Source organism: Streptomyces graminilatus, from assembly GCF_001418565.1.
Taxonomy (GTDB): Bacteria; Actinomycetota; Actinomycetes; order Streptomycetales; family Streptomycetaceae; genus Streptomyces; species Streptomyces graminilatus.
On sequence record NZ_LIQQ01000082.1, the window covers coordinates 22,437 to 39,227 of the forward strand.

The 16,791-nt window shown below is 69.9% G+C and carries 16 protein-coding genes and 2 pseudogenes; 12 read left to right on the plus strand and 6 right to left on the minus strand.

Translation table 11 applies throughout. The features are described 5' to 3' along the window. Positions 1–74 precede the first annotated feature (74 nt). From AOK08_RS08720 to AOK08_RS08730, 3 genes are all read right to left on the minus strand, one after another. Positions 75–371: a hypothetical protein gene (locus AOK08_RS08720; RefSeq protein ID WP_055524883.1), complete on the minus strand. Its 297-nt coding sequence runs from the start codon at positions 369–371 to the stop codon at positions 75–77. 98 nt (positions 372–469) lie between these two features. Continuing rightward, positions 470–700, minus strand: a complete 231-nt coding sequence (locus AOK08_RS08725; RefSeq protein ID WP_055524884.1) for a hypothetical protein — start codon at positions 698–700, stop codon at positions 470–472. Between the two features lie 31 nt (positions 701–731). Further along, entirely contained in the window at positions 732–980 is a 249-nt protein-coding gene (locus AOK08_RS08730) for a hypothetical protein (protein WP_055524885.1), read from the minus strand. Between the two features lie 170 nt (positions 981–1,150). Here AOK08_RS08730 and AOK08_RS08735 point away from each other — a divergent pair, with 170 nt between their 5' ends. Then, positions 1,151–1,510, plus strand: coding sequence for a hypothetical protein (locus AOK08_RS08735; RefSeq protein WP_157876613.1), 360 nt, complete (start codon positions 1,151–1,153; stop codon positions 1,508–1,510). Positions 1,511–1,571: 61 nt separating this feature from the next. On the opposite strand, the pseudogene AOK08_RS47135 reads toward AOK08_RS08735, so the two are convergent. The 3 genes and pseudogenes from AOK08_RS47135 to AOK08_RS08740 form a co-directional block, all read right to left on the minus strand. After that, positions 1,572–1,916: pseudogene (locus AOK08_RS47135) on the minus strand (transposase family protein); the annotation flags it as partial. Positions 1,917–2,208: 292 nt separating this feature from the next. Further along, on the minus strand, positions 2,209–2,373 hold the full coding sequence (locus AOK08_RS47140) for a hypothetical protein (RefSeq protein ID WP_241826874.1): 165 nt from the start codon (positions 2,371–2,373) through the stop codon (positions 2,209–2,211). Positions 2,374–2,527: 154 nt separating this feature from the next. Further along, positions 2,528–5,284, minus strand: a complete 2,757-nt coding sequence (locus AOK08_RS08740) for a helix-turn-helix transcriptional regulator (RefSeq protein WP_055524887.1) — start codon at positions 5,282–5,284, stop codon at positions 2,528–2,530. A 182-nt stretch (positions 5,285–5,466) separates the two neighbouring features. On the opposite strand from AOK08_RS08740, the gene AOK08_RS08745 reads away from it, so the two are divergent. The 11 genes and pseudogenes from AOK08_RS08745 (at position 5,467) to AOK08_RS08790 (ending at position 16,757) form a co-directional block, all read left to right on the plus strand. After that, positions 5,467–8,382, plus strand: a complete 2,916-nt coding sequence (locus tag AOK08_RS08745) for an AAA family ATPase (RefSeq protein ID WP_055524888.1) — start codon at positions 5,467–5,469, stop codon at positions 8,380–8,382. A gap of 92 nt (positions 8,383–8,474) precedes the next feature. Then, a pseudogene (locus AOK08_RS42940) lies at positions 8,475–8,786 on the plus strand (hypothetical protein); the annotation flags it as partial. 257 nt (positions 8,787–9,043) lie between these two features. Then, on the plus strand, positions 9,044–9,694 hold the full coding sequence (locus tag AOK08_RS08750; protein ID WP_055524889.1) for a 7-cyano-7-deazaguanine synthase: 651 nt from the start codon (positions 9,044–9,046) through the stop codon (positions 9,692–9,694). Positions 9,695–9,698: 4 nt separating this feature from the next. Then, positions 9,699–10,061 (plus strand): 6-pyruvoyl trahydropterin synthase family protein, encoded by a 363-nt coding sequence (locus AOK08_RS08755; RefSeq protein WP_107100889.1) that lies wholly within the window; start codon positions 9,699–9,701, stop codon positions 10,059–10,061. A gap of 45 nt (positions 10,062–10,106) precedes the next feature. After that, the gene (locus AOK08_RS08760) at positions 10,107–10,820 is read left to right on the plus strand and encodes a 7-carboxy-7-deazaguanine synthase QueE (protein WP_055524891.1); all 714 of its coding nucleotides are present in this window, start codon (positions 10,107–10,109) and stop codon (positions 10,818–10,820) included. A 2-nt stretch (positions 10,821–10,822) separates the two neighbouring features. Beyond that, a complete protein-coding gene (gene folE / locus AOK08_RS08765; RefSeq protein WP_055524892.1) occupies positions 10,823–11,437 on the plus strand; it encodes a GTP cyclohydrolase I in 615 nt (204 codons plus the stop codon). A 40-nt stretch (positions 11,438–11,477) separates the two neighbouring features. Beyond that, a complete protein-coding gene (locus tag AOK08_RS08770; protein WP_055524893.1) occupies positions 11,478–12,155 on the plus strand; it encodes a class I SAM-dependent methyltransferase in 678 nt (225 codons plus the stop codon). Positions 12,156–12,171: 16 nt separating this feature from the next. After that, on the plus strand, positions 12,172–13,473 hold the full coding sequence (locus tag AOK08_RS08775) for a diaminopimelate decarboxylase (protein ID WP_055524894.1): 1,302 nt from the start codon (positions 12,172–12,174) through the stop codon (positions 13,471–13,473). A 38-nt stretch (positions 13,474–13,511) separates the two neighbouring features. Next, a complete protein-coding gene (locus tag AOK08_RS08780; RefSeq protein ID WP_198539195.1) occupies positions 13,512–14,621 on the plus strand; it encodes a pyridoxal phosphate-dependent aminotransferase in 1,110 nt (369 codons plus the stop codon). Then, positions 14,618–15,478, plus strand: coding sequence for a 2,3,4,5-tetrahydropyridine-2,6-dicarboxylate N-succinyltransferase (locus AOK08_RS08785; protein WP_055524896.1), 861 nt, complete (start codon positions 14,618–14,620; stop codon positions 15,476–15,478). The genes AOK08_RS08780 and AOK08_RS08785 overlap by 4 nt, the downstream gene beginning before the upstream one ends. Positions 15,479–15,524: 46 nt before the next feature. Further along, the gene (locus AOK08_RS08790; protein WP_055524897.1) at positions 15,525–16,757 is read left to right on the plus strand and encodes an ATP-grasp domain-containing protein; all 1,233 of its coding nucleotides are present in this window, start codon (positions 15,525–15,527) and stop codon (positions 16,755–16,757) included. The last annotated feature ends 34 nt before the right edge of the window (positions 16,758–16,791 follow it).

Here is a 16,791-nt window from a genome sequence, read left to right on the forward strand (position 1 = left end):
GGCACGGCACGGCACGCTGACCTGCCGTGGTCGGGGTCATGGTCGGGGGCTTCCCACCGTGGTCGGGGCGATGGTCAGGGCGTGTCGCCGGAGTAGTAGAAGCGGCAGCTCACACCCGGGCCCGGCGTACGCGCCTCGCCGGGGCGCGGGTCGTACAGCGACCGCCCGCCGGGGAACTGCCCGAGCTCGGTGGACAGGGCCACCCCGTCGTCGACTTCCACGGTCCGCCATCCGTGGATGTCCAGCAGCAGGCCGTCCAGCGGACCGCCGACCAGTTCGGCGTAGGTCCGGTGCGGGAGCGGGCCGGGGTTGGGGTCGTCGTGGTCGTGGCCGTAGACGCGGCCGTTGCGCAGCTGCTCATCGCCGTTCATCCGACCAAGCTTTCCAGCCGCCACCGACATCGCGGGCGTGGAGACGGTGACGGGCCCGGCTTGAGTGGAGGCCGGGCCCGTGACGGTGGGGTGCGGGGCTACTGGGTCTGGATGGCTCCGCGGTCGATGAGGTCCTGGATGTAGGCGGGCCAGTCCCGCTCCAGGCTGGTGGTGATGGCGGCGTGGACGTCGGCGCGGACCTGGGGGGTGACGTGTTCGACGTCGCCGTTGTGGTAGTGCAGGCGCAGGCCTTCGCGGCTGGCGTCGCACAGGATGGCGTGGGCCTTCTGCATGAGCGTCATGTAGAGCTGCGGGACCGGGGCCCCCACGAGTTCGTCGATGACGGCCAGCGCGGCCGGGTCAGGTGCGCCAGCGCCCGAGCCAGCCGCCGGCCTTCCGCGCGGACTGCTCGGCTTCCGCCTCCTGGTGGAGGTGCTCGTGCTCCTGACGCTCGCGTTCGTCGGCTTCGGCCTGGCGCCTGGCTGCGACTGCCCGGTTCTGGCAGTCCTCGCGCAGATGCGGGTGCGACTCGCGCGGCTGGTCCCAGTCCCGTAGGTCGACCGCCGTCCATCGGTCGTCGCTGAACTTGTTCCCGCAGTCAGCGCACACGGGGCGCCGGGCTTCCCGCTCCGCGGCTTTCCGCGCCTCGCGGCGCTGTTGGTTTTCCCGGGCGGCTTGGTGGCGGCGGGCGAGGGCGGCGTCCCGGCGGGAGTTGCCGATCGCGTGTTCGGGGCGTTGTTTGTGCCCGGTGGCGGAGGGCGGTGGCGACGCGGGGTGAGATGGCGACCCAGCCTCTGCTCGATCGGGTCTTTGGCGTGGTGATGACAAGGCAAGCCGAGATCAGACTGATGGCGTATCTGGAGTCGCAGAGCCGCAGGCTCTCGGAGCACAGCCTCCCAGCCGAGCTGCCCCCGCTGGACCCGAAGGCCGAGGAAGTGCGGCACTTTCACCAGGAATACCGCAATAGGCTGCTGGCCCAGATCGAGGTGATGCATCAGCAGGCGGAACACCGTCGCGACACCCCTCTTCTCGACCTGGTGCCCTTCGCAGCACCCACGGACGAGCCCTACCCGACCCCCCTGCAGCGTTCACTGGCCGAACTGAAAGAGTTCGCCGCTCAGTTGGCCGACCTGACGTGAAGCCGCCCCGGCAGGACCCATCACCCAACAGGTTGCCCAAGGACGTCACGGAGGGGCGGGGCTAACCGGCCCTGGCAAAGCCTCTGAACGTGCCGTGATTGATCAGGCATACGGCGAGTCCGAGGAAGGAAGGCTTCGTGGATGTCGTCGCGTCGTTCCCACCGGATGCAAAGGCGGTGGAAGCCGTGCAGTCAGGAGACTGTCCGCTCGACGACCCAACGGAAGGCGCCCAGTCCGATGCCGTGCACCTGCCCACGCGGCGATCACCAGGCGGATCTCGCGCTTGCGTAAATAAGGGCGGTACTTGTCGTAGCTGCGATCCGCGAAGAGGTTGTCGGGGCCGCCTGCGCGGCTGGCCGACGACTCCCGCGACCGCTGGAATCTCGTCCAATAGGGGTAGCAGTTGCGGTGAGCGACGTCGCTGTGCCTCCGCAGGCGCGGAGAGTACCCGCGCGTCCACCCGCACCAGTTCCGACACGGCGACGCAGCCGACGACTGTTCTCTGAGGGCGCCTTTCCTAGGCTGGGCCGACGCCATGGTCGCGGGCGCGGTGCGTCTCGCTGAGGCGGTCCCGGGTGCGAAAGTGCAGACCTTGGTTCACTCGTCCCTCGGCGAGGGGCGAGAAGCGCAGATCGGACCATTCTCAGCCCGGGGCGCATTCTTGGGGACCAGTTGGGGACCAGGGCCCTTGACCGGCGTCAGCGCGTCATGACGATCGGGCTCGGCAGGGAGCGTGGGGCGCCGAGGAGGCGGATCTCCTCGGCGATGGGAACCTTGCGGGCGCGCTTGCCCTTGGTGCCGTTGTCGGTCAGTCCGCCGGGTGTGGGTGTGGGTGTGCCTCGCCGATCCGGGCGGCGGTGCACGCGGCGCAGAGGACGACGTCTCCCCAGCCGCGGTAGTCGTCGTGGGAGGCGGCCACGAGTGTGTCGGTCGGTCGGACGAGGGTCTCCCAGCCGGGCAGGGCCGGCCCGCGCGGGTCGAGGAGTTCGTCCTCGGCCCGTCGGACAGTGACAGGCCCTAGGTGAGGGTTCCGCTCAGCCAGGTGGCGGTGAGTTCTGTCCGGGAGCGGGTGCCGGTGCGCTGGAACAGGCGGGTCAGGCGCTGTTCGACGGTCTTGGGGCTGCAGGCGAGTTCGGCGGCGATCTGCCGGTTGGTCGCGCCGTCGCTGACCATGCGTACCAGGGTGATGTCGGATTCGGTCAAGGTCTCGTGGCCCAGGCGGATTCTGGGCACGGGGACGTTGTGCCGCTGTGCGACGCGGGTGATGGCGCTGCGGAACCGGCCGCCGAGGCCAAGACGATGGGCATGGCGCAGGGCCTCGGCAAGCCGGCTCCGGGGGTCGTCCCCGATGTCCGCCAGGCACATGCTGGAGGTGACGCTCAGGTGGACGTCGCCCCGGCTGCTGATCAGGTGGTGGGCGGTCAGCGCGCTGTCTGTGTCGTGGTGGGCGATGCCGCGTGCGAGGAGGAGGGCCTCGTGGGTCATGGGCGTGGCGGATTCGGTGTGCAGGGTTTCCAGTTCCTCCAGAGTCTGCCAGACCGTCCTGTGCTGCCGGTCGTGAAGTGCGGCGAGAAACAGGGTGCGCAGCAGCAGTCGTTCGACGCCTGCGAGTTGGCCGTTCTTGCGGGCCCGCCGCGCGTCGGACCAGGCTTCTTCGAGTGCTTCTTCCGTTCGGCCGGACTGGTACCGCAGGGCCAGGCGGGCGCGGGCTGCCAGGGGGTGTGTGACGGTGTCGGGGACCAGGTCGAGCCATGCCTGGGCGTGTGTGATCTTCCCTCGGGTGGCGTGGATCTCCGCGGCCAGTGCCGGTGGTAAGTGCGGGACGCCCGCCGCGGGGTGGGTCCGGCCGCGTACTTCGATGCGACGGGCCGCTCGCAGCGCGGTGTCCCAGTTCCCTGCCAGGTAGTCGCGGACCATCCCGTGGTACTGGACGGCGATGCCGTCGGGGTCCGCGGCATACCGGTCGCCGAGGACGACGGCGCACGCGCCGGCCAGGTCCGCGTAGGCGGCGGCGTCGCGCAGCCGGTCCAGGGCCTGATCGTCGACGGCGTCGGCGGGCAGGTCACACCGTGCCCGGAGCAGTTCGGCGTGGCTGCCCACCGCGGCGACCAACAGCCGCAGTTCGGCGGGTGAGGGCAGTTGCGTGGGGCGGTGACCGGACGCTGTGTCCGGTGTGGTGTGCCTGTCGGACATCGTTGTCCGGGGTGCGAGCGGGCCGATGCCGTACAGGCCGCCAAGTGCCGTGGGCTGCCCGGCCGCGGCGGGAAGCCGGTCGGTGTGGGGGGAGCGGTGTTCGTGGAGTGCCGCCCACGCCCAAGCGGCGGCGACGTCCTCGGTGTGTCCGGTGTGCGGTGTGTCCAGGAGGGCGAACAGCGGCTCGCCGAGCGCCAGGAGCCCGGCGTGGTCGCCGTGCAGCAGGTTCAGGCTGCTCGCCTCGTGAAGCACACCCGGGGTGCGCCGGTCCTGCGGCGTGAGCCGGTGGAGCGCGGCCGCGTAGGCGCGGGCCGAGCGGCGCCAGTTGGTCCTGGCCTCCTCGCGGGCCGCGGCCAGCAGCAGCGGCACCGCGAGGCCGTCGTCCAGGCGCGGGCCGGCCGCCAAGACACGGTCGGCGAGCCTGGGGTGGCTGCGGCCCACCGCCTCGGCACCGATCTTGTCGGTCAGCCGCGTGACGTACCGGGCGGAGTTGCCCTGCACGTCACGCTGGATGGGCAGGGTCCGTAAGGTGGCCGCGAATGCCGGGACGGCGAACGACAGGCGGCCCTGAGGGTCCGCGGTCAGGATCCGGTCCATGATCAGACGGTCCAGAGCGTGCTCAAGGGCTCGGGCGCCGGCCGATGGTGCCATTCTGAACGCGTCGTCAATGTGTACTTCGGCGTGGTCCAGCACGCGGGCGGTGACGATCGCCGCCTGTGCGGTATCGGAGTCCGCGGGCGTGCGGGGCCAGTCCAAGGGGAGCAGCGCGGCCGCCCCGGTGGTCAGGCGCAGCTGTTTCTCCGGAAGGGTGAGGCACAGCAGGCCGTCGAGTTCCACCAGGTCCTGCTCGTCCAGCGCGTCGAGGACCGACAGCACGGCCCGCGGGTTGCCCGCCAGCGTGCCCAGCGCCCGTGACACGGCGTCCGCCAGCGCGGGTTCGGCCGGGCGGCCGAACCGCCTGGCCATGTGGACGTTCACCAGCGCGGCGATGTCGTCGGGCCGCAGTGGGGGCAGTTCGAGTACCCGGTCGGCGGCGGCCGTCAGCTGGAGGCCGCCGGGGTCCGCCGCGGGCCGCGTCCGACCGGCCATCACCACGGGTACGCCTCGTGGGCGGAAGACCCGCAGAAGCAGTGTGAGAGTGTCGGCGCCGCGTTGCGGCATCCGCTCGATGCCGTCGACGACCAGCGCGAACGGGGTCTGGCGGGACGCCTCCGTCAGCAGCTCGGAGAAAGCGGACAGCGCACTCATCTCGCCCTCCCGCGCGGCGGCACGCGACAGCGCCCGGCGTTGGGCGGCGCCGGACAGCAGAAGGCCGTCGGGATCCTCTACGACCAGACCGCGGCCCACCTCGACAACGGTTGCGGCGTCGGTGTCGCCGGTGCCTGCCCAGCCCAGACGCAGCACCGCGGCGCCGTCATCGGCCGCCACCCGCAGCGCCTGCTCCACGACAGCGGTTTTGCCGATCCCGGCCTGCGCGGTGACCAGCAGAACACTCGCCGGTTCGCCGGTGGCGCGCAGTGCCTCCACCACATCGTGGACGGCGCCGTCCCTGCCGATGACCGCTTCACGCTGTTGCCGCACGGTGCCACCTCGCTCGTTCTTCTCACCCCCCCGAGGAGAGATGGCACTCGGCCCTCTTCCGTTCCCATTACCCGGCTGATGACCAAGGGCCAAGGGCTCTCCTGCCTACGGGAGTTGGTGCGCAACGGCCCTGGCGGTTCACAATGTCAGCCTGCGGACGAAGGCCCACCTACGAAAAGGCGATGTACTGCACTGTGGCTGCGTGGTACGACACCAAAGAACTGATCCGCTGGGGTATGGCCGCGCGCCTGGACCGTACTGATGATGGTCTGCTCGGCCGTGACGGCGAGTTGAAGCAGGTCCACGATTACCTGAGCGATCCCGACGGTCCCCGCCTGGTGCTCGTGCGCGGTGAACTCGGCGTGGGCCGGACCGCGTTCCTCAAGACGGTCGGCGAGCAACTGCGCGCGCGAGGGACCGCCCCGCACACGGTGGACTGTGTGCCGGGCGACGGTGAAAGGCCGCTGCTGCTGGCGCTGAGGCTGGTCATGGCACTGGAAGAGCACCGATCCGCCCCGCGGCGGCAGCGGCCGGCCGGCAAGAAGCCGGTTACTGAGGCGCTGGGCGCCGTCGACCGGCGCGACCGGACGGCGATGGAGACGTCGCTGCGCGCTTCCCTCACTCAGGCCGGACCGCTGGCCGTCCTGGTCGACGATGTCCAGCATGCCGATCCCGACTCCCTGGCCGTGCTGTGCCGGATGGACTTTTCGGGCTTCGCGCCCGGCGTACGGCTGGTGGTGTCGGCCAAGGACGCCCGGGAGCCGGGCCGCGACGGCCCAGCTGGGCTCCTGAACGGGCTGGCCGGAGTCGAAGGGGCCCGTACGGTGGCCCTGTCCCCGCTGGGACACGACGACGTCACCGCGCTGGCCGCACACTGGTTGCAGGCGATACCCGACGCCGCCCTCGCCCGGCAGACAGGCGAGCTGACCCGCGGTGTCCCAGCAGCGGTCGACGCTCTGCTCACCGGCTGGACCCGCCGGGGCGAGATCCGGGTCGCCGACGGCCACGCCTTCATCGGCGCGAGGACACCGGTACCGGTGCTGCCCGAGGACGACCGGTTCGTCACGGCACTGGACGCACTGGGTGAGCCGTATCGTGCGGTGGCCGCGGCGCTGAGCATCCTGGGGCCGCTCGGCCGGCCGGCCCTGCGACTGACCGCGACGTGGACGGGCCTGTCCGCCGACGCCGTCAACGACAGTGTCCGCGGCCTGGTCGAGGCGGGCATACTCAACGAGTTGCCCGCCCCCGGCCCGGACGGCACCACGGCACAGGGCTGGACCTTCCGGCTCCCGCTGACGGAGCACACGATCCGGGAGGGGTTGAGACCGATGGAACGCAGCCGACTGTCCGCCCTCGCGACCGAGGCGGTATGGACCGGCGCGGACTCCCGGCGAGCCGGAGGGGGGATCCCGCCGACAGCGGTCCCGCTCGACGAGGCGACCGCGGTGGTGTACAGGGCGGACCGGGTCGCGGACGCGGGCAGCCTGGTCGACCGGGAGCGCGCGGTGGCCGAACTGACGGACGCCGCCCGGCGGATCCCGCCCGGCACCGATGACCAGGCGGTGCTCCGGTGGCTGCGAGCTGCCCACAACCTGACCGAGCACGCCGATGCCCGCGATCTCGCTCTTCAGCGGTACGTCCTGGCCGCCTACTGGGCGTGCGACCACCGGACCGGCCGGGCCGACGGGGAGTCCCTGCTGCGCAACCCGGGACCGGCACTGACCGAACTCGACCTGCAGGAGGCCGCCTGCCTTGTCGTGGCGGTCACGGCCAACGAACGGGACTGGCAGACGATGCCCCGGCTCGCGACCGCCCACTGGTGGGACGCGCTGCCGGTGCCCGACCTGGCCAAGGTGACCGGCCGGGCCCTGGCCCTGAACTACCTCTCGCGATGGCGGGAGGCGGCGGAACTGCTCCAGCGCAACGAGACGGTGTGGGACACCGGTCCACGCGCCCGAGCGGCGCCCGCCCGGTTCAAGGCCCACGCCGACCTGGCCAGGGGGCGGCCGGAGTCCTACCGGCACGAAGTGACCATGTACGACGCCTCCGAGCTGCCTCCGGGCAAGGTGTACGCGCTGGCCGGCGGCATGTTCGACACACTGTTCACCGGCTACGACCTCAACGCGGCCAACGCCCTGCTGGAGGCCGCCGACCTGACCGTGGAAACACTGCCCCCGCTCGGCCGGTTCCTTTTCGACCACGCCACGGGCCGGTGGGATCAGGCACTGGAATCGGCCCGCCGAATGCTGGCCAACAACGAGGTCCAGTCCGCCCCGGTGTTCGACAGCTCGCTGCTCCCCGCGCGGACAGCGGCCATCCTCCTGGCCCGGGGGCGCCTGACCACCGCTCTCCAGATGGTCGAGGACATGCGCGATCCCGACGGCAGCCCGCCGCAGTGTGCGCTGAACGCGTCAGAAGCAGAACTGCTCATGACCCTGGGAGACCTGGACGGGGCCGAGAAGACTCTGCGCGGCGCGCTCGCCACGGCACAGGAGCACGACCAGATGTACGGCACGGACGAGTTGTGGGCCCTGCTGGCAGAGGTGACAGTCCGGGCGGGACGCACCGGCGAGGCGACGGCCTGCCTGGACCACCTGGAACGGATCGCGGCCCGGACCGGCGCCGACCGGTCCCACCTGTTACGACTGCTGGCCTCGGCCCGCATCCTGCGCACCGACGCCCCCGACACCGCCCGCGACAACCTGCGCGAGGCCGTGCACCTCGCCCGCACCCGCGGCCTGACCTTCGAAACGGCGACCACCCTGCTGGCCGCCGCCACGGCGGGCGCGGTCCCGGCCAAGCTGCTGTACGAGGCGTACGACCTGTTCGGCGCGACCGGCGCCACCCTGTGGCGCCACCACACCAGGACCGCCATGCGCGCCGCCCAGCTCGCCGGCCCCGGCCGGAAACAGACCACCACCGAGAACGAGCACCTGCTGGCCACCCTCGTCACCGAAGGACTCACCAACCGGCAGATCGCCACCGTCCTGCGGCTCAACGAGGACGCCGTGGCCCAGCGCCTGTCCCGCCTCTTGGCCCGCATCGGAAAACGCTCCCGCGCCGAGGTCGTCACCTCCGTACTCACCGGCTCCCTCTGACACAGCACCACACCCCCCTCCCCGGATCCGCCGGGCCGCCCACCCCAGCAGCCGCCTGACGACCAGACCAGGACAAGACGGTTCGCGTTACCTCGCCCGGCCGGCGAGGTGACAGCCCGATGTCCGCCCCGGTGCTGGACGGCTTACGCGTCCGGCCGCGGCAGGGCCGCCCGCGCCCCCGGCCGGAGCGGGTGCGCGGCGACAAGGCGTACTCCAGCCGCGAGAACCGCGCCTGCCTGCGGCGGCGCGGGATCAAGGCCACCATCGCGCAGCCCGGTGATCAGCGGGCTCATCGCAAGTCCCAGCCCTCGGCACCGGACCCAGTCGCCATCGCGGCGCCGCCCGGATCCCGACCGGCGCGGACACGGCGGTTCGCGTCAGGAATCCCTGCACTTAGCCGGTAAAGGGCCGATGGCACAGAAACAGCTGATCGCCTGTGCCACGATCGTGATCATCGGCGCTCAGGGAATCGTCGGTACTTATCAGTGAGCGATTCATTCGAGCGGGCGGCCTTCGCAGCGAAGTGTCAAGTTCCGCCGGTGGCGTCACCGCGGTGACGGATATGTGCCGGGCTGCGGGAAAACGCCATGAAATCCATTCTGCAACATGACCAACAGGGGGTGAATGAGTGGCGGAGACAAAAACTCCAACGACGGTCCTCTTGTTTTCCGGAGGAATCGAGTCGACGGTTCTCGCCTATCAGCTCCGCCAGGCGAACCACGATGTGCACCTGCTCGGCATCGATTACGGCCAGCGACACCGAAAGGAGCACGAGTTCGCCCGGAAGACCGCCGAACTACTGGGCCTGCCGTTCTGTGAAGTGGACCTTCGCGCCATCGGTCCGCTGGTTCCGGGCAACGCGCTCCTCGACCCGGCCGTCCCCGTCCCCGACCATGGCGGCCCCGTCCCGGGGCGGACCTTCGTCGTACCGAATCGCAACGTCATTCTGCTGTCGATCGCCTTCGCCGCGGCCGTCACACTCGACGCCGACCAGGTGGCCATCGGCGCGATGGCCGGCGATTCCCGGACCGGTGACTGCACACAAGCGTTCGTGGACTCCTTCAACGCGATGGAACGCGTCGCCACCGCCGACTGCGCCCCCGGCCACCTCGTCGTGGTCGCCCCGCTGGTGCACCTGCAGAAGCACGAGGTCATTCACCTCGGCGATTCCCTGGGAGTGCCCTGGGGCGACACCTGGAGTTGCTTCAGGGACGGGGAACTGCAGTGCGGGACATGCGTGACCTGCCACGACCGGCGCACGGCCTTTGAAAAAGCGGGCGTATCCGATCCGACCACCTATGCGGGGAGCTGATTCCGTGCTGCGCATCACCAAGGACTTTCAGTTTTCGGCGAGTCATCGCCTCGACCATCTGCCTGCCGATCACCAGTGCGCCCGTATGCACGGCCACAACTACACCGTGCAGCTCGAACTGTCCGCCCCCAGGGAGGACTTGACCTCGGCGGGCTTCGTCCGCGACTACGGCGACCTGTCGGACTTCAAGAAGTGGCTCGACGCGGAGCTGGACCACCGCCACCTCAACGAGGTCGTCCCCGATCTCAACCCGTCGGCGGAGAACCTGGCGATGTGGATCCATTCGGTGTGGTCCGAGCGCTTCCCCGAGATCACTGCCGTCCGTGTTTCGGAGACTCCCAAGACGTGGGCGGAGTACCGGCCCTGACCGGCCCCGAACAGCCTCCGGCCCAATTTCGAACCGAGGACTGTCATGTCGACGAAGATCGTGGTGAACGAGGTCTTCGGGCCTACGGTGCAGGGTGAGGGACCGTCCACCGGACACCGGTGCGCCTTCCTGCGACTGGGCGGCTGCAACCTGTCCTGCCGCTGGTGCGACACCCCGTACACATGGGACTGGCAGGGGCTCAGCGACGACGGCCACGCGTACGACCCGCACACCGAGTTGACCGCCCGGTCGGTCGACGACGTGCTGGCGGAACTGCTGGCCATGGATGTCCGGCTGGTCGTCATCAGTGGCGGCGAACCGCTCAGTCAGCAGCGAAGGATACGCCCGCTGGTCGCCGAGCTGATCTCACGCGGGATCGCCGTCGAGATAGAGACGAACGGCACCGTCGTGCCCGAGGACGAACTCATCGCGCTCGGCGTGCGGTTCAACGTCTCACCCAAGCTCGCCCACTCGGGCGACGAGGAGCACCGCCGTATCAACGCCGACGCGCTGCGGAAGTTCCAGCAGACCCCGGGTGTCGCGTTCAAGTTCGTCTGCCGCTCGGTCGACGACCTCGCCGAGGTCGGAGACCTGCAGGCCGCCCTAGGCCTGGATCCCATCTGGATCATGCCCGAGGGCAAGAAAGAGCAAGCCGTCATCGCACATCTGCAAACGGTCGCCGGCGAAGTGGTGCGCCGCGGATGGAATCTGACCACCCGGCTGCACGTACTGGCCTGGGGCGATCGCCGAGGAGTATGAGAATGTCCGTCACTTTGGAACCAAGCCACTCCGACGGGCTGTCTGCCGGGCCGGTGCCCGGGGCCGACCCGCTCGAAGACGTCGCTCGCCGTCTCCTGGTGGAGATCGGGGAGGACCCCACCCGCGAGGGTCTCGCGGACACGCCCAAACGGTACGCGAAGTGGTGGCGCGAGTTCGTCGGGTACGACCCGGGGAACGTGGAGACGCGGTTCGAGTCCGTTTCCAGCAACCAGTTGGTCATCATCTCGGACATGCTCGTCTGGTCCTTGTGCGAGCATCACCTGCTGCCCTTCAACTGCGTCCTGAGCGTGGCCTATCGCAGTGACGCGAGTCTTCTGGGGCTGTCGAAGTTCGCGCGCATCGCGCACAAGCACGCGCACAAGCTCCAAGTACAGGAGCGACTTGTCGCGGACATCGCCGCCGAGGTCTCGGAGATCACGGGGGCGAAGGACGTCGCCGTCATCGGCCGGGGCGAGCACCTGTGCATGACCATGCGCGGCATCCGCACCGGAGCACGGGTCACGTCCGCCGTGTTCGGGGGCGTGTTCGAGCACGACGGGCCTGAGCGGTCGCAGCTCATGACGCTCGCGCAGAACCACTCACCCCTGCACCGCTAGTGCGGCTTCACAATCTGACAACGAAAGGTGCGGACGCGAAGTGCACATAGACACTCTTCGGCAGTTCTACCTGTCGTCCCGCCCCGGCGAACCGACGCTGTTCGACATCTGGGAGGCCGGGGGCGCCCGCGGGGACTCCGTGACACCGTCGACCTACTCGGACGCGTACCGGAGCTGGATGCGCGACAAACTGGTCACGGCGGTCAAGGAGAACCGGACGGACCGGCTGCTCAGTATCGGCTGCGGCAACGCGGCCGTCGAGGGCGATGTCGCCCGAGGCGGCTACCGCGTGCTCGCGGTGGACGCCATCGAGGACGCCGTGGCACTCGCCAGGGCCAAAGGCATCGAGGCGCAGTGCGCGGACGTGACCACCTGGAGCCCCGATGGCTCGTGGCCCGTCGTCTACGCGGACGGACTGCTGGGCCACATCTACCAGCCGGCGACCGGCCTGGCACCGCTGTTGTCACGGATTCGGGAATGGCTGTCGAACACCGACACGAGAGGCACTCTGATCGCGTCGAACGACGGCCCGAAGGACGGCAGCCGTGTACAGGCCGCCCCCGGCGTGCCCGGCTTCCACTGGCTGTCAGGGGAGTACATGCACGACCAGGCCGTCGCCGCCGGGTTCCAGGACGTCAGCGTGGAGTACTTCGACTACGACCGGCCGGAGTCGGGCGCCCGCAGCCGCGCGGTCATCACCGCGCACACCGAATCCTGAACAGGAGGGTGATCCCATGCCGATCAGTTCGGATTTCGAGCGACGACTTCATGCGGTGTTGCCCGCTGCGGCCGAGCACTTCGGGACCCCGTTCCACATCTACGACGAGCGGGGGATCCACGAGAACTGCCGGCGCTTCGACCGCGCGTTCGCTGGTACGCCCTACCGTGAGTACTTCGCGGTCAAGGGGCTCCCGAACCCCGTCCCGCTGCGCCTGCTGGGGGAACACGGGTTCGGGTTCGACTGCAGCTCGCTGCCTGAGCTGACCCTCGCCGCCCAGGCCGGAGCGGTCGGGCACGACATCTGCTTCACGTCGAACAACACGAGCGCGGCCGAGTTGATCGCGGCACTACGCCTCGGGGCACTGATCAACGTCGACGACGAGTCGGTGTTCACGAAACTCACCACCCTCGGCCCGCTGCCCGACACGCTGTGCTTTCGCGTACACCCCGGAACGTCCGGTGCCGAAGTGGGCGAGTCGTATCTAGGGCGGGCCGAGTCGGCGAAGTTCGGTATCCCCGCCGACCGCCTGCCGCACCTGTGCGCGCAGGCGCTCCGGCTCGGGGTGTCGAAGGTCGGGCTGCACATGATGCTCGGCTCGGGCTTCATGACACATGAACCGTTCCTGCTCAGCCTCGGTCTTCTGCTCGATCAGGCCGAGCGGCTGCACCGCGAACTCGGTGCCGACGTCGGGTTCGTGAACCTCGGCGGGGGCATCGGCATCCCGTACCGGCCCGACGAAGAACCGTTCGACCTGCCCGCGCTCGGCCGGGAGATCACGCACGCGCTCGTGGCGTGGGAACGGCGGACAGGTCTGCCCCGGCCAAGGGTGCTGTTCGAGTGCGGGCGCTACATCACGGGCCCGCACGGTGCGCTCGTCACCCGGGTGGTCAACCGGATGAGCAAGACTCGCGAGTACGTCGGTGTGGACGCGGGCATGAGCTCCCTCATGCGGCCCGCGATGTACGGGGCCTACCACCACATCACGGTGCCCGGCGGTGAGGGCAGACCTGTCGAAGTGGTCGACGTCGTCGGCTCGCTGTGCGAGAACAACGACAAGTTCGCCGAGCAGCGGTCGTTGCCCGCCGTGGTGGAGGGCGATTTCGTGGTGATCCATGACACGGGCGCGCATGCCCTGTCCATGGGGTTCAACTACAACGGCAGGCTTCGCCCGCAGGAACTGCTCCTGCGCCACGACGGCGGCATCGAGCGCGTTCGGCGCGCGGAGGAACAGGAGGACTACTTCGCGACGCTGACGTTCCAGCCGTCCCGTCTGGTCCCCGGCCGGACGGCCCATGCCGTGTCGACTGCCCGATGAGCGGTCCGCGGACGCCACCATGGGACCGCGATCGGGCCATGGTGCTCGCGAGGGCGAGCGGGCGGACACCGATTGACCTCTCGCTGGGAGTGGCAGCCGATCCGCCGCCCCGGCGGACGCGGCGGCCGAGCCCCGCGACGGCAGCCGAGTACCCGCTCAGCCGAGGCACGCGGAACCTGCGCGAAGCCGCGGCCGGCTACCTCGCCAGACGCTATGGCGTGACGGCCGATCCGGAGACGATCGCCGCCTCGGCCGGGTCCAAGGAGTTCATCTCCACCGTCCCGCTCTTCCTGCGGGAGGCGGGGATCGGCGGCCCGGACCGGGACACCGTTCTCATCCCCGCGCTGGGCTACCCGGCGTACGGACTCGGGGCCCGGCTCGCCGGGCTGCGCACCCATCGGGTGCCCGTCGACGAGGGGTTCCGGATGCGGCTGGACCGCGTGCCGCCGGAGGTGAGCGCGAGAGCGCTGTGCCTGTGGGTCAACAGCCCCGCGAACCCCACCGGCGTGGTCGAACCGCTCACGGAGATCACCACGTGGGCGCGCGCCCACGGCGTGCTCCTGCTGTCCGACGAGGCGTATGCCGACTCGACCTGGTGCCATGATCCGCGTACCGCCCTCGCGGAGGGCCCGGACGGCGTCCTCGCCGTGCACAGCATGTCCAAGCGGTCCAACGCGCCCGGTCTGCGCGTCGGGTTCTACGCCGGGGATCCAGCCGTGGTGGCGCGGCTCGTGCCCCTCAGGCGTGCGGCGGGGCTGATCGGCTCCGCCGAAGCACAGGACGCCGCCGCCGATCTGCTGGCCGACGACGAGCACGCCACCGCGCAGCGCGCTCGCAACGCCCGCCGTGTCACCGGTCTGGTCGCCGCGCTCACCACGGCAGGCCTGCCGTGCGCCATGCCCGAGGGCGGCCTGTTCGTATGGCTGACCGCGCCAGGTGGCGACGGCCGGGCCTTCGCCCGGCGACTCGCGGAGCGCGCCGGAGTCGTGGTGATGCCCGGCAGCGAGTACGGCCCCGGGGGCGAGGGGCATGTGCGGATCGCCGCCGTCCGCGACACGGACGAGATCGTCGAACGTCTGCACTCGATTCTTCACTTCGACATGTCGGCCGCCCACCGGCCGGACGGGACTGGAAGAAAAGCACTGTGACCGACGCACCGACCACCGCGACAACGACCGGCGGGACCAGCCCGATTCCTGCGGCCGTCGACGAACTGTGGGACCACCGGGGAGACTTGACCACAGACGACTCCGAAGCGCTGCGCGTCGTCGTCGAGGCGCTGGATCTGCTGGATTCCGGCAGATCCAGGGTCGCATGGGTCGACCCGGGCAGTGACGAGGTCGTCGTGGACGAACGGGCCCGCCGCGCCATCCTGTTGTCGTTCAAGCTGTTCCCGATGCGCGAGACCGCGATCGGGCCGTTCCGCCAGCACGACCGGCTTCCGTTGAAGTCGGCGTTCCCCGGCGTGCGCCTGGTGCCCGGAGCGATCGCCCGGTACGGCTGCCACCTCGCCCCGGGCACGGTGCTGATGCCGTCCTTCGTGAACATCGGCGCCCACGTCGGCGCCGGAACCCTCGTCGACACCTGGGCGACGGTCGGATCCTGCGCCCAGGTCGGCGAGAACGTGCACGTGTCCGGGGGAGCCGGCCTGGGCGGAGTGCTCGAACCCGCGGGCGCCGTGCCGGTCGTGGTGGAGGACGACGCCTTCGTCGGCTCTCGCTCCATCGTGGTGGAGGGCGCCCGCGTGCGGCGAGGCGCCAAGCTCGGCGCCGGGGTGCTGCTGACCGGCACGAGCCGCGTCTTCGACGCCGGGACCGGGCAGGAACTGCCGCGTGGGGAGGCCCCCGCATGGTCGGTGTGCGTGAACGCGACGAGGCCCAGGTCGTTCCCCGGCGGGGAGTTCGGGATGTCCTGCCTGCTGGTGATCAAGCAGCTCGCTCCGGGAGAGCGGCACGACAAGCTCCTGCTGGACAGCCTGTTCCGGGAGCACGGCAGCGCCGCGTGAGGCGCCGGCGCAGCAGATCCACCCAGCCCGAAGGAGAAGTACCCCTATGACATTCGATCAGCCGGCGGTCCTGTTGGTGGACCCGACCCACACCGGTGCCGGTTACAAGGCCGCCGCACGCGACCTCGGCTTCCTCGTCGCCTCCCTGTACACGTGCGACTACACCGCCACGGCACCGGGCCACGCCGAGGGCGACGATCTCTCGTACTATGCCGACGACCCTGATCAGGCGGTGCGCCTGGTCACGGAAGCCGGTCTGTCGGTCCGTGCGGTCGTGCCGGCCATGGAGGTGAGCACCCATCTCGCGGACCGGATCGCCGAGCTGCTGAATCTGCCCGGAAATGACCACTCGCTCGCCGACGCCCGGCGCAACAAGGCCGCCATGCGTGAGCGCGCCCGGCAGGCGGGGCTGCGCATTCCCGAGTTCCACCTGGTGAATTCTCCGGACGACATCGCATCGGCAGCACACGACATCGGATTTCCGGCGATCCTCAAGCCGACCTCGGGAGCCGGCTCGCAGGGCGTGACACTGCTGCCCGATGCCGAGGCCCTTCGCGACCTGAGTGGTCTCGAAACACACGACGCCTTCGACATGCCCATCACGGAATGGCTGGTGGAGCGCTACATCAGGGGTCGCCAGTTCTCGGTGAACTTCTACAGCTTCGAGGGTGAACACCGGCTCGTGGACATATGGGAGTTCCTTCAGCCGGACGACCGCGATTACGACTTCCCCATCTGGGACAACGTGCAGATCGATACGAGCCACCCCGACTGGCACCGCGTCGAACAGTACGTGCGCGAGGTTCTCGACGCGTACGGCATCGAGCGCGGCCCCAGTCACACCGAGGTCAAGTGCTCGGAGGACGGCGTCCACCTCCTGGAAGTCGCCGCCCGGCTGCCCGGAGGCCCGATGGTGGGCACGTGGGCCGACCACGGCAACATCAGGCCCTTCCATGAGGGCATCCGCTGCTTCCTCGGTGAGCGTCCGGCGATGTTCGACACGCCGGTCAGTTTCAGCGCACGGTGCGGCGCCCTCGCGATCCGCAACGACGAGGCGCCCGGCACCTTGGTGGCCATCCACGGCCTCGATGCCGTACATGACCTTCCGGGAATCGACGAATTGCTCGTCAGCTATCAGCCCGGGGACCACGTTCCGGTCACCCGTGACGACCTCACCATCCCGTTCGGGGCCTATGTGTCAGCGGCGGACGGTGACGAGGTGCTTCGTACTCTGGCAGCCATCCGTTCGCTGGTCTCGCTGGAAATCAAGCGGAGTTGAGGAAAAGAAGGACTCCTCACTCTCATGTCGATGA